The sequence below is a fragment of the Actinoplanes sp. NPDC023714 genome, from assembly GCF_040639855.1.
Lineage (GTDB): Bacteria > Actinomycetota > Actinomycetes > Mycobacteriales > Micromonosporaceae > Actinoplanes.
The window spans coordinates 110,772-123,193 of sequence record NZ_JBFAAR010000015.1 but is presented as its reverse complement, the minus strand read 5'-3'; the positions used below and the strand labels follow the sequence as shown (position 1 = coordinate 123,193).

Sequence of the window (12,422 nt, the reverse complement as noted above, 5' to 3'; positions counted from 1 at the left end):
TGCGCGCCGTGAATCAACGGTCGGCCGGCGGGCGGCTCCTCGTCTGGCTACAGTGGACGCTTCTGGTCGCGTGCCTGATCAGCAGTTTCGGCGTGCTGCTGCTCGCCGCGGCGCGGGCCGGCGACTTCGGCGCGGTGCTCGCGCCCGGCCTGGAACGGCTCGGCGACCCGAAGGACTCGCTGCCCGGATCGGGGCTCGCGTGGCTTTTCGTGCCGGGGATGTTCGTCGCGTTCTTCATCTACGCGTTCGGATTCGTGACCGTTTTCTTCGGCCTCGGCATGCTGATGCACACCTGGCAGATCGGCGATCGCGCGACATTCCGCGGCCTGCTGTGGAGCACCGCCGCGTGGGTGCTGCTGACGGCGGCGGCGCTCACTCCCTTCGGCACGGATCTGCGCCGCTGGCTGCTGGACTGACGCGGCGCGGCGCGCGCTTGGCGGAAACAAAAGACGGAAACAAAGACCGCGAGCTCCGCGGAACGAAAGCCCGGCGAGGCGAGCCCCGCCGGGCGATTGATTTCGAGGGGTACGGGACTAAGCGTGCGGGCAGGTGGCGCGGTACTCCTGGATCGTGGAGCCGGAGGGCGCCGGGCAGAGGAACTGGTCGTACCTCGTGTCGTTGTCGATGAAGCGCTTCAGCCAGGACAGCGCGTACTTGGCGACCGTGACGTTGCCGCCCTCGGTCGGTGCCGAGTGGGTCGCGTTGTTGACCTCCAGGTACGCCTTGTCCGGCGCGCTGGACATGCTCGTGTAGAACGGCTCGGAGTGCGAGGAGACCGGCGCCACGGTGTCGTTCTCGGCGCCGATGATCATCGTGGGGACGCGGACGGTCGACCACGACTTGGTGCCGTGCCACGGGGTCATCGGCACGGCGGCCTGCAGTGCCGGGCGGGTGCGCGCGGCCGAGAGGCTGCCGCCGCCACCCATCGAGTGGCCCATCACGCCGAGCCGGGTCGCGTCGATGCGGGTGCGCACCGAGCTCGTTCCGGTGAGGTAGTCCAGCGCGGCCAGCAGCTGCGTGCCGCGGCTGTCCGGCTGGTCGAGGGTGCTCAGCGTGTTGATGGTGATCACCACGAAGCCCTGTGAGGCGAGGCGCGGGCCGAGCCAGGCGATGCTCGACTGGGTCGCGGTGAAGCCGGGGGAGACGGCGATCGCGCCGAAGGTGCCGGCCGTCGTCGAGGTCGGGTAGTAGATGGTGCCGCCGCCGAAGCCGCTCTGCCGGGCCACCGTGGTCTGCGCGATGGCGAACGAGCCGCGGCTGGCCTCGATGCTGGCGTTCGTGGGGGCGGGACCGCGTTCGTACGGGTTGGCGGCGAGGGCGGGCTGTGCGGGCGCGACCAGGAAGGCGGCGGCCGCGGCTAGGGATGCGAACAGTGCTCTCATGCGTGATCTCCCTGGGGTGTGGGAACGTGCACACACATGAATGTGAATGTGTGCGTTACTCGCCGGTAATCCCACTGGGATCATGTCGCGGCGATATGTAACAGGACGGAAATGATGTTGCCGACGGTGTGAACTGGGCCGACACTGGTCGGCATGACGAACTGACGATCACTCCCCGCCACGTTGAAAAAGGCTCATTCCCTCGTACGCAGAAAGATCGTCTCTTTTGTCTGTCACCGTCTTCGCGGGTGAACGCAGCTGGATCGAGTCCGGCGCGATCGCCCAGTGCCATCAGGTCGCGGCGCTCGACGGCATGCTCCACGTCGCCGGCATGCCCGATCTCCATCCCGGCAAAGGCGCCCCGATCGGCGCCGCCATGACGTCGCGGGTGCTCTACCCGTTCCTCGTCGGCTCGGACATCGGCTGCGGCATCGCGGTCTTCCCGATCAGGCTCAAGAAGGTCGTGCCGGAGCGGCTGGCGGCGCGCTTCCCGGATCTCGACGAGCCGGTGGAGCCCTCGACGGAGCTGCCTCTCGGGTACGCCGACGGGTTCGGAACCGTGGGCCGCGGCAATCACTTCGTCGAACTGGCGAAGGTTTCCGAGCTGATAAATCCGGAAAAGTCGGGTTTGTTGCGTGGAGACCTTGTGTTGATCGTGCACAGCGGCTCGCGCGGTCTCGGGGAACGGATCCTCCGCGCGCACACCGAGGTCCACGGCGCCGGCCCGGCCCCCGACCCCGCCGCCTACCTGGACCAGCACGACGCCGCGGTCCGCTGGGGGAGCCTCAACCGCCGTGCCCTCGCGGATCGGGTGGCCGGCGCCCTGGGCGCCGAGCTCGGCGAACCGCTCGTCGACGTCTGCCACAACTCGGTGGAGATCCGCGACGGCCTCTACCTGCACCGCAAGGGCGCCGCGCCGGGCGACGGCCGCGACGTGCTGATCGCCGGCACCCGGGGCACCCGCTCCTACCTGGTCGCCGCGCACGCCGGGGCCGACGCCGGCTGGTCGGTCGCGCACGGCGCCGGCCGCAAGATGTCGCGCGCCGACGCCCTGAAACGCGGGAAGGCCAAGCACACCGTCGAGGAGTTGCGGCGCACCCCGGTCGGCTCGCTCGTCGTCTGCGGCGACCGGCAGCTGCTCTTCGAGGAGGCGCCGACCGCCTACAAGCGCATCGAGCAGGTGATCGGTGACCTCGAGGCGTTCGGCCTGGCCACGCCGGTGCTCACCACGGTTCCGGTGATCACCTACAAGACGGCCGCTCGCGGGGGTCGGCTACGGTGATCATCGTTTCGGGTGGATCTGAACGGGGAGCCGGGGATCTTCTTCTTCGAGGGTGAGCGCGCCGGGCTGCGCAAGCCGCGGTCGCCGCTGGCCGGGTTCCGGGCGCTGGTGGCCGGCGCGGTGGTGCTCACCGTGCTGACGCTGATGCTGCGGCCGGCCACCGACGTACGCGGATGCTCCAACTACGGGGGCAACGGGAACGGGACGGCCTTCGACGACGGCATCTGGGACCTGGTCTACCTGCTGCTGCTGTTCGTCTGGCTGGTGGCGGTCATCGTGGAGCAGGTCCTGCCGCCCACCTGGAACGGGCGGAGCGGGGCGCTCATCGTCGCGCGCGGGCTCCTCGCCGTGATGACCGTGCTCACGGTGTCGTGCTGTCTGGAGCTCAAGGTGCTCGCACTCTGTCATTGATGCGCGGCCTGGGTACCGTGTCCACCATGGAGCTGGGGCCCGGCCTGCGCCGGATCGGGAACGACATCGTGGCCGCCTATCGGATCGTCACCGATGGGGGCGTCACGGTCATCGACGCCGGATTGTCAGGTCAGTGGCCGGAACTGATCAGTGAGCTGGAGGCCGCCGGCAAGACGCTCGCCGATGTCCGGGGCGTCGTCCTCACGCACGGCGACAGCGATCATCTCGGGTTCGCGGAGCGGCTGCGGCGCGATCACGGCGTGCCCGTCTTCGTCCACGAGGCCGACGCGGCGCGCGCTCGCGGCGAGATGAAGAGTTCGCCGAGCTGGGGAAAGATCAAGATCGGAGCGCTGGCGCGCTTTCTCTGGTACGCGGGCCGCAAGGGCGGACTGCGAACCACGTATCTGACCGAGGTCTCCACGATCCGGGACGGTGACGTGCTCGACCTGCCCGGCGCGCCGCGGATCATCGGACTGCCGGGGCACTCGCCGGGCAGCGTCGCGATCCACTCGGCCGCGGTGGACGCCGTGTTCGTCGGCGACGCGCTGACCACCCGGCACGTGCTGACCGGCGCGGACGGGCCGCAGCCGGCGCCGTTCACCGACGATCCGGAGCTGGCGGCGGCGTCCCTCGCACGACTCGCCGACCTGGGCGTCACCTGGGTGCTGCCGGGGCACGGCACGCCGTGGAACGCCGGGACGCAGGAGGTCGTGCGCAGAGTCGCCGCGTTCCGGGCCTGAGGACTCCCCGGCCGGGGGGTGACGACGGCGCCTCTGCGGCCGCGGGAATCGGCTTATCATTCGCGGTCATGCGGGCATTGATCGTGGGCAACAGCGACGGCATCGGACTGGCGCTCACCCGGCGCCTCCTCGGCGAGGGCTGGCAGGTGACCGGCGTGTCCCGCAGCCCCGCACCGGCCGCCGCGGGAGACGCCGCGGAGCATCACGTCGTCGATGTGACGTCGCCGGAGTTCGCCCGGGTCCTGGCGTCGCTGCCCGGCTTCGACCTGGCCGTCTACGCGGCCGGGGTCGGCGACACGCTCACCTCCGACCTGGGCGTGCAGACCCGCGCGATCGAGGTGAACCTGCTCGGCGCGGCCCGCATGATCGAGGCCGTCGTGCCGCCGATGCTGGCGGCCGGCCGCGGACACGTGATCGGGCTGTCCAGCATGGCGGACGGGTTGATCAGTGCGGACGCCCCCGGGTACGCGGCGTCGAAGGCGGGGCTGACGTCCTACCTGCTGAGCCTCGACGCGGCGCTGCGGCCGCGGGGAGTCGCCGTCAGCGCTGTCCGATTCGGATTCGTCGACACCAAGATGGCGAAGTCGCCGGTGACACCGTTCAAGATCTCCGCGGAGGAGGCCGCCGACGTCCTGCTGCGCTGTGTGCGGAAACGGACCGCGCTCGTCTCCTTTCCGCGGCGGATGGCGGCGCTGACCGGCGCCGTGGGACCGGCCCTGCGCCTCGGCGCGCGGTTGCGGCGGGGTTGACGGAACAGGGGTCAGAATGGTGCATGACCACATTCCGGGACGCCCACCCGATCCTCTACGTCGCCGACCTGGAGGCCGCCCTCGGCTTCTACCGTGACCTGCTGGGATTCGTCGAGACGTACCGGTTCGGCGAGTTCGTCGCGCTCTCCCTCGGCGGTTCCGCGATCTCGGTGGCGCAGGCGAGCGACGGGCAGATCGGCTCGCACGGCCTGCCGATGGATCTCCCGCGGGATTTGCGGGCCGGCCGCCAGTTCGAACTCTGCGTCTATACCGACGACGTCGACGCGGCGATCGACGGGTTCCGGGCCGCGGGGGTGCCGGTCCTGGTCGAGCCGGCCGACCAGCCGTGGGGCGAGCGGATGGCCTACGTCGCCGACCCGGACGGCCACCCCGTGATGATCTGCGCTGAGAAAAGCTGAAAAAAGCGGAAAAAGCGGCGCTCGCCGGGAAACGCGGCACCGGAAACGCGGCGCCGGAAACACGGCGCCGGAAACACGGCGCCGGAAACACGGCGCCGGAAGCGCGGCGGGGTTCGGCGGCGACGGTCCGCATCGGTCCGTCGCCGCCTCCGTGCAGGGCACGGCCCCGGGGGCAGGGGAGTGCCCTCTATAGATCAAGACGCGGCCGGGCCCCCGGACGTTGCACCGCCGCCCGGACTTTCTCAGCGGACCGCCCCGACCTGCTTCAAATGCCGGACCAGCGGCGCCGACTCGACCCGCTCCACCCCGTCGAGCGACCCGATCCGCTCGGTCAGATAGCGGTAGAACCCGGCCATGTCCTCGCAGATGACCGTCGCCGTCAGGTTCGTCGGCCCGGTCGTCGCGGCCGCGAAGACGACCTCCTTGTGGCCGGCGAGCGCGGCGCCCGCTTCGGCGAGGCGGGACGGCGCCACCGAGAGGAAGAGCATGACCCGCCCGCGGAAACCGAGCGCGTCCGGGTCGATCTCCACGTCGGTGAAGAGGGCGCCGGTGCCGAGCAGGTCACGCAGTCGTCGCCGTACGGATGACTCGGGCTCCTGGGTCTTGGCGGCCAACTCGGTGTAGCCGGCCCGGCCGTCCCAGGCCAGGGCGTCCACCAGCGGCTGATCGGCTTCGGTCAGGCGGGCCGGTCCGGGCAGGCGCTGCGGGGTCAGCGCGGTGATCTGCTCGGCGGTGAGCGCCCGGTCCAGGTTGTCCGGGCCGGTCGCGCCGCCCATGAACTGGTGGATGAGGCAGTGCGCGGTCACCGAGACGAGCCGCGGGGTGCGCGGCAGCTTCTCCAGGAGCAGGGATTCCCAGTCGGCGGTGGCCGGCACCCGTACCGAACAGGAGATCTCCGTCCCGCCGCTGGTGAGACTCACCCAGACGGTGTCGCGGCGGCGCGCCAGCGCCCCGGCGATGGACATCGCCGCGTCCGGCGCCGACCGCAGCCGGATCATCCACATCTCCTGGCCGAGCGCGTACGGGTTGGGCAGCGCCACGACCCGCAGCCGGACCTGTTCGCGCAGTCTGCGGTACCGGCGGGCGACGGTCTGGTCGGAGACGCCGAGGACCGCGCCGATCTCCCGGTAGCCGGCGCGGCCGTTGACCCGGAGGGCATGGATGACCTGCCGGTCGAGCATGTCGATTTCCACGTCGTCGCTCCTCGGCTGTGTCGAGATCCGCCAAGTCTCGCAGCCTGGTTCGCTCTGTCCGGCGCGATCCCAGGATAGTGCTTCGCATGCGCAAATGGTCACCGCTCGTCGCCGTCTGTCTCGGCACGTTTCTTCTGCTCGTCGACGTCACCGTCGTCGTGGTCGCCTTGCCGGACATCGCCACGAGCCTCGGCGCCGGCAACGACGACCTGCAATGGGTTCTGGACGGTTACGCCCTGGCGTTGGCGGCGCTTCTGCTGGGTGCCGGGTCGCTTGCCGATCGGTACGGCCGCAGACTGACGTACCTGATCGGTGTCTTGATCTTCGCTCTCGCCTCCTTGGCGTGCGCCTTCGCGCCGAGCGTGGGCCTGCTGATCGCCGCGCGGGTCGTGCAGGGCGTCGGCGGCGCGGCGATGTTCGCGACCACGGCCGCCCTGCTCAACGTCACCTACCAGGGGCGGGACCGGGGTGTCGCGTTCGGCGTCTGGGGCGCGGTGAACGGGGCCGCCGCTGCCGCCGGCCCGATCGCGGGCGGGCTGCTCACCGAGCACCTCGGGTGGCACTGGATCTTCCTGGTGAACCTGCCGGTCTGCGCGCTCGCCGTCTGGTTCACGGTGCGCGGCGTCGCCGAGTCGAAGGCGCCCTGGGGCGGCCGGTTCGACGTGCCGGGGACCGTCGCCTTCACGGTCGCGGCCGGTGCGGTGGTCTACGGTCTGATCTCGGCGTCGGTCGACGGGTGGACGGCCGGGTCGACGCTCGGGGCGTTCGTCGCCGGGCTCGCCGGCTTCGTCGTGTTCATCGCCGTGGAACGCCGGTCGGATCACCCGATGCTGGACCTCGGGCTGTTCCGGCGCGCGCCCTTCAGTTCGCTGATCGTGGCGGCGTTCCTGACCCAGGCCGCCGCCTTCGCGGTGATGCCCTACACGACCGTCTGGCTGCAGCAGATCCTCGGGCACGGCCCGGTCGACGCCGGTCTGCTCGGCGCGCTGCCGATGAGCGTCGCCTCGCTGCTCGTGGGCGTTCTTGCGGGGCGGGCCCTGCAGCGGGTGCCGGCGCGCTGGACGGTCGGGATGGGGCTGCTGCTGATCGCGGCCGGTGATCTGCTGCAGACCCGGGTGTCACCGTCGTCCGGCGGAGACGTCCTGATCCCCGGCCTCGTCGTGGTGGGGCTCGGCGTCGGCGTGGTGCTGCCGACCATGGCCTCGGCGGTGCTCGGCGAGGTGCCGCGGGAGCGCAGCGGGATGGCGGGCGGCGCGCTGAACGCGTTCCGCCAGCTGGGCTTCGCCTTCGGGGTGGCGGTGCTGGGTACGGTCTTCGGCGGCGTCTACACCGACGGCCTGGACACGGCGCTGCGGATCGCGGCCGGGATGGCGCTCCTCGGCAGCGTCGTGGTCCTGATCTTCTGCAAGCACACTCCGGTGGCCGAGAGGTCGGTCAGCGCCCCAGCGCACGCCTGACTATCGCCCGGATCTCGTCGATCGGCACCGGGGTGGTCGCCAGGGTCTTGTGCATGACGAGGCCCTCGATGAGCGCGTCCACCCCGCGGGCCGTCACCGGATCGACGAACTGCTCCAGCACCGTGCGGCTGGTCCGCATCCAGCTCTCGGTGACGCCGCGGAGCGCCGGGTCGCGCAGGGCCGCCAGGTAGAGCTCGTAGGCGACCGCCCAGTCGTCGGCGCCGGCGCCCGCGTCGCCGTGGATCAGGCGGGTGAGGGCCTCGACGAGCTCGTCGCCGGTGCCCACCCCGTCGAAGTGGGCCGCGTAGATCGCCGACATCCGCTCGGCGTGCTTCGTGAACGCCTGCGCCCGCAGATCGTCGAGGCCGGTGAAGTGGTAGGTCAGCGAGCCGAGCGGCACGTCCGCCTCGGCCGCGATGAGCCGGTGCGTCGTGCCGGCCACGCCGTGCTTGCCGATCACCCGGATGGCCGCGTCGACGATCCGGTCCTTCCGCTCCGGGTCGTGCCGGCGGGCCCGCCGCTCGGGGGAGGGCTGACGCACGACACCGTCGGCGCGCGTCCCGTTCACGGCTGCCCGCCCTCCCGCGCGCCGCCGCCCGCGGGTTGCGGCGCGCTCTCGCCGGCGCCGTGCGGCTCGCCGGCGTCGCCCGGCACCGGGCGGATCACCCGCGCCGGCGACCCGACCGCGATCACGTTCGGCGGCAGGTCCTTGGTCACCACCGAGCCCGCGCCGACCACCGTGTTCTCCCCGATGGTCACGCCCGGGCAGACGATCACCCCGCCGCCGAGCCAGACGTTGTCCCCGATCACGATCGGCTCGGCGGACTCCCACTTGTCCCGGCGCGGCCCCGGTTCCAGCGGATGCGTGGCCGTCAGCAGCTGCACGTTCGGGCCCATCTGGACGTCGTCGCCGATGGTCACCGTCGCGACGTCGAGGACGACCAGCCCGAAGTTCGCGAAGGTGCGGGCGCCGACCGTCGTCCGGTAGCCGTAGTCGCAGTGGAACGGCGGCCGGATCTCGCTGCCCTCGCCGAACGCGCCGAGCAGCTCGGTCAGCAGTTCGCGCCGCCGCGCGTGGTCCGCCGGATCGCTCATGTTGATCTCGTGAGCCAGCCGCTGCGCCCGGGCCGACTCGCGGGCGATGTCCGGGTCGTCGGCGATGTACAGCTCACCGGCGAGCATCCGGGCGTGCATGCTCTTCGCACTGACGTCCATGTGTACAAATGTACGCTGTCTGGTCCCGCGGCGTGGCCCCTTCCGGCCGTGAAGCGCCGCGAAACCCTTGACCCGGTGGTGAGGGAGTCGTAATGTGTCGGTAACTCTGAAACGTTTCACACGCGAAGCGTGCAGGAAGCCCGCCCCGGCCCGAAGGACCGTCATGACGAACCCCGTAGTCGCCGAGCTCATCGCCCGCTCGAACCGCCTCGGCGCGGATCCCCGCACGACCAACTACGCCGGCGGCAACACGTCGGCGAAGGGCGCCGACACCGACCCCGTCACCGGACAGAACGTCGACCTGCTCTGGGTGAAGGGCTCCGGCGGCGACCTCGGCACGCTGACCGAAAGCGGACTCGCGGTGCTGCGCCTCGACCGGCTCAAGAGCCTGCCGGACGTCTACCCCGGGATCGAGCGCGAGGACGAGATGGTCGCCGCGTTCGACTACTGCCTGCACGGCAGGGGTGGCGCCGCGCCGAGCATCGACACCGCCATGCACGGGCTCGTCGACGTCGCGCACGTCGACCACCTGCACCCGGACGCCGGCATCGCGATCGCGACGGCCGCCGACGGTCCCGCGCTGACCAAGGAGATCTTCGGCGACCGGGTGCTGTGGGTGGACTGGCGCCGCCCCGGGTTCCAGCTCGGCCTCGACATCGCCGCCGTGCAGAAGGCCAACCCGCAGGCGATCGGCGTGATCCTGGGCGGTCACGGCATCACGGCGTGGGGTGCCACCAGCGACGAGTGCGAGGCGAACTCGCAGGAGATCATCGCGAAGGCCGCGGCCTATCTGGAGGCGCACGGCCGCAGCGCGCCTTTCGGCGCGACGGTGCATGAGGCCCTCGAGGCGAGCGTACGAAGGGAGCGCGCTGCAGCGCTGTTCCCGGTGATCCGCGGGCTCGCGTCGACCGACCGGGTGCAGGTCGGCCACTACACGGACAGCGACGTCGTGCTGGATTTCGTGGGCAGTGAGCGGCTCGGCGAACTGGCCGCGCTCGGCACCTCCTGCCCCGACCACTTCCTCCGGACCAAGGTGAAGCCGCTCGTCCTGGACACCGCCCCGGACGCGCCGCTCGACGAGGTCGTCACCCGGCTCAAGGAGCTGCACGCCGCGTACCGCGAGGACTACCGCGCCTACTACGACCGGCACGCCACCCCGGAGAGCCCGGCCATCCGCGGCGCCGACCCGGCGATCGTGCTGGTACCGGGCGTCGGCATGTTCTCGTTCGGCGCGAACAAGCAGACCGCCCGGGTGGCCGGCGAGTTCTACGTGAACGCCATCAACGTGATGCGCGGCGCCGAGTCGGTCTCCCGCTACCAGCCGATCGACGAGTCGGAGAAGTTCCGGATCGAGTACTGGTCGCTCGAGGAGGCGAAGCTGCAGCGGTTGCCGAAGCCGAAGCCCCTCGCCACCCGGATCGCTTTCGTGACCGGCGGCGGCTCCGGCATCGGCCGGGCCATCGCGCTGCGGCTCGCCGCCGAGGGCGCCGTGGTCGTCGTCGCCGACCGGGACGGCGCGGCCGCCGAGACCGTGGCCCGTGAGATCGGCGGGACCGACGCCGCGGTGAGCGTCGTCGCCGACGTGACCGACGCGGCCGCCGTCGAAGCGGCGCTGCGCGAGGGCGTGCTCGCGTTCGGCGGCGTCGACCTGGTCGTCAACAACGCCGGCCTCTCCATCTCGAAGCCGCTGCTGGAGACCACCGAGCAGGACTGGGATCTGCAGCACGACGTCATGGCGAAGGGCTCGTTCCTGGTCGCCAAGGCCGCCGCGAAGGTCCTCATCGAGCAGGGCCTCGGTGGCGACATCGTCTACATCTCCAGCAAGAACTCGCTGTTCGCCGGTCCGAACAACGTGGCATACGGCGCCGCGAAGGCCGACCAGGCCCACCAGGTGCGGCTGCTCGCGGCCGAGCTCGGCGCGTACGGCATCAAGGTCAACGGCATCAACCCGGACGGCGTGGTCCGCGGCTCCGGCATCTTCGCCGGCGGCTGGGGCGCGCAGCGGGCCGCCGTCTACGGCGTGCCGGAGGAGGAGCTGGGCGCGTACTACGCGCAGCGCACCCTGCTCAAGCGCGAGGTGCTCCCGGAGCACGTCGCGAACGCCGTCTTCGTGCTGACCGCGGGCGAGCTGTCGCACACGACCGGCCTGCACGTTCCCGTGGACGCCGGCGTCGCGGCAGCGTTCCTGCGATGAGCAAGGCTTTTGCGGCCGTCGACCTCGGCGCGTCCTCGGGGCGCGTCGTGGTCGGCCGGTTCGGCGACGACGGCGGTTTCACCTTCGAGGTCGTGCACCGGTTCCCGAACGAGCCGGTCCGGGTCGGCGGCACCCTGCACTGGGACATCCTGTCGCTGCACCGCGGCATGGTGGAGGGCCTGCGCAAGGCCGGCCCGGTCGACAGCATCGGCATCGACTCGTGGGCCGTCGACTACGGGCTGATCGACGAGTCCGGCGCGCTGCTGGGCAACCCGGTGCACTACCGGGACGCCCGCACCGACGGGATCGCCGATCGGCTGGGCGACCTCTACGAGGTCAACGGCCTGCAGACCCTGCCGTTCAACACGGTCTACCAGCTGGTGGCGGCCCGCGACACGCCGCAGTACCGGGCGGCGCGGCATCTGCTGCTCGTCCCGGACCTGCTGGCCTACTGGTTGACCGGCCGGATCGGCGCGGAGTACACGAACGCGTCGACCACGGGACTGCTCGACGTGCGTACGAAAGAATGGTCCTCGTCCTTGATCTCGCGGTTGGGCCTCGAGGCGGGAATCCTTCCGGACATCCGGCACCCCGGCGAGGTCATCGGCCACTTCGAGGGCACGCCGGTCGTGGCGGTCGGCTCGCACGACACCGCCTCGGCGATCGTCGGCGTGCCGGCGGAGGGCACCGACTTCGCCTACATCTCCTGCGGCACCTGGTCGCTGGTCGGCCTGGAGCTGGACGAGCCGGTGCTCGGCGAGGCGTCCCGGCGGGCGAACTTCACCAACGAGGGCGGTGTCGACGGGACGATCCGCTACCTGCGCAACGTGATGGGCCTGTGGCCGCTGCAGGAGTGCCTGCGCGAATGGGGCGCTCCCGCCATCGGCGAGCTGCTGGAACAGGCCGCCGCCGAACCCGGCCTGGCCCACGTCGTGGATCTCGACGATCCGCTGTTCCTGCCGCCCGGCGACATGGCGGGCCGGCTGCGGAAGGCCGCCGGTCTGCCGGCCGACGCGAGCCGGGCGACCGTCACGCGGTGCATTCTGGACAGCCTGGCGCTCGCGCAACGGCGCGCGGTGCGCCAGGCCCGGGAGCTGGCCGGACGCGAGATCACCAAGGTGCACCTGGTCGGCGGCGGCGCGCTCAACGAGCTGCTCTGCCAGCTCACCGCGGACGCCTGCGGGCTGCCGGTCCTCGCCGGACCCGTCGAGGCCACCGCGATCGGCAACCTGCTCGTGCAGGCGCGGGCCGCCGGGGTGGTCGAGGGCGGACTGGATGCGATGCGGGCGCTGGTGCGCGAGACTCAACGCATCGTGCGTTACGAGCCGCGCGGCGACGACGCTGCCTGGCGGGCAGCGGCCGCGCGGGCAGGGAGGTGAC

The 12,422-nt window shown here is 71.4% G+C and carries 13 protein-coding genes; 9 read left to right on the top strand and 4 right to left on the bottom strand.

The genetic code is table 11. The features are described 5' to 3' along the window. Window positions 1–8 precede the first annotated feature (8 nt). Window positions 9–416 carry a hypothetical protein gene (locus AB0G10_RS40610; protein ID WP_360934967.1) on the top strand — a complete coding sequence of 136 codons (408 nt, stop codon included), beginning with the start codon at window positions 9–11 and terminating at the stop codon, window positions 414–416. A 117-nt stretch (window positions 417–533) separates the two neighbouring features. On the opposite strand, the gene AB0G10_RS40605 is transcribed toward AB0G10_RS40610, so the two are convergent. Then, a complete protein-coding gene (locus AB0G10_RS40605; RefSeq protein WP_360934964.1) occupies window positions 534–1,382 on the bottom strand; it encodes a dienelactone hydrolase family protein in 849 nt (282 codons plus the stop codon). A gap of 226 nt (window positions 1,383–1,608) precedes the next feature. On the opposite strand from AB0G10_RS40605, the gene AB0G10_RS40600 reads away from it, so the two are divergent. The 5 genes from AB0G10_RS40600 (at window position 1,609) to AB0G10_RS40580 (ending at window position 4,983) form a co-directional block, all read left to right on the top strand. Further along, window positions 1,609–2,664: an RNA ligase RtcB family protein gene (locus AB0G10_RS40600; protein WP_360934961.1), complete on the top strand. Its 1,056-nt coding sequence runs from the start codon at window positions 1,609–1,611 to the stop codon at window positions 2,662–2,664. A gap of 12 nt (window positions 2,665–2,676) precedes the next feature. Next, the gene (locus tag AB0G10_RS40595) at window positions 2,677–3,075 is read left to right on the top strand and encodes a hypothetical protein (protein WP_360934958.1); all 399 of its coding nucleotides are present in this window, start codon (window positions 2,677–2,679) and stop codon (window positions 3,073–3,075) included. A 26-nt stretch (window positions 3,076–3,101) separates the two neighbouring features. Then, the gene (locus tag AB0G10_RS40590) at window positions 3,102–3,815 is read left to right on the top strand and encodes an MBL fold metallo-hydrolase (protein ID WP_360934955.1); all 714 of its coding nucleotides are present in this window, start codon (window positions 3,102–3,104) and stop codon (window positions 3,813–3,815) included. Between the two features lie 68 nt (window positions 3,816–3,883). Beyond that, entirely contained in the window at window positions 3,884–4,564 is a 681-nt protein-coding gene (locus AB0G10_RS40585) for an SDR family NAD(P)-dependent oxidoreductase (RefSeq protein ID WP_360934952.1), read from the top strand. 23 nt (window positions 4,565–4,587) lie between these two features. Continuing rightward, the gene (locus tag AB0G10_RS40580) at window positions 4,588–4,983 is read left to right on the top strand and encodes a VOC family protein (protein ID WP_360934949.1); all 396 of its coding nucleotides are present in this window, start codon (window positions 4,588–4,590) and stop codon (window positions 4,981–4,983) included. Window positions 4,984–5,225: 242 nt separating this feature from the next. Here the strand turns inward: AB0G10_RS40580 and AB0G10_RS40575 are convergent, their stop codons facing one another. Beyond that, window positions 5,226–6,176: an Lrp/AsnC family transcriptional regulator gene (locus AB0G10_RS40575; protein ID WP_360934946.1), complete on the bottom strand. Its 951-nt coding sequence runs from the start codon at window positions 6,174–6,176 to the stop codon at window positions 5,226–5,228. An 86-nt stretch (window positions 6,177–6,262) separates the two neighbouring features. On the opposite strand from AB0G10_RS40575, the gene AB0G10_RS40570 reads away from it, so the two are divergent. Continuing rightward, the gene (locus AB0G10_RS40570) at window positions 6,263–7,633 is read left to right on the top strand and encodes an MFS transporter (RefSeq protein ID WP_360934943.1); all 1,371 of its coding nucleotides are present in this window, start codon (window positions 6,263–6,265) and stop codon (window positions 7,631–7,633) included. Here AB0G10_RS40570 and AB0G10_RS40565 read toward each other — a convergent pair. Together AB0G10_RS40565 and AB0G10_RS40560 are read right to left on the bottom strand one after the other, a co-directional pair. After that, window positions 7,611–8,201 carry a TetR family transcriptional regulator gene (locus AB0G10_RS40565; protein ID WP_360934940.1) on the bottom strand — a complete coding sequence of 197 codons (591 nt, stop codon included), beginning with the start codon at window positions 8,199–8,201 and terminating at the stop codon, window positions 7,611–7,613. The two genes, AB0G10_RS40570 and AB0G10_RS40565, sit on opposite strands and share 23 nt — an antisense overlap. Then, window positions 8,198–8,848, bottom strand: coding sequence for a sugar O-acetyltransferase (locus tag AB0G10_RS40560; RefSeq protein ID WP_360934937.1), 651 nt, complete (start codon window positions 8,846–8,848; stop codon window positions 8,198–8,200). The genes AB0G10_RS40565 and AB0G10_RS40560 overlap by 4 nt, the downstream gene beginning before the upstream one ends. Window positions 8,849–9,011: 163 nt before the next feature. Between AB0G10_RS40560 and AB0G10_RS40555 the strand changes: the two genes are divergently transcribed. Beyond that, window positions 9,012–11,042: a bifunctional aldolase/short-chain dehydrogenase gene (locus tag AB0G10_RS40555; RefSeq protein WP_360934934.1), complete on the top strand. Its 2,031-nt coding sequence runs from the start codon at window positions 9,012–9,014 to the stop codon at window positions 11,040–11,042. Beyond that, on the top strand, window positions 11,039–12,421 hold the full coding sequence (locus AB0G10_RS40550; RefSeq protein ID WP_360934931.1) for a rhamnulokinase family protein: 1,383 nt from the start codon (window positions 11,039–11,041) through the stop codon (window positions 12,419–12,421). Before AB0G10_RS40555 ends, AB0G10_RS40550 begins: the two co-directional genes overlap by 4 nt. Window position 12,422: the final 1 nt, after the last annotated feature.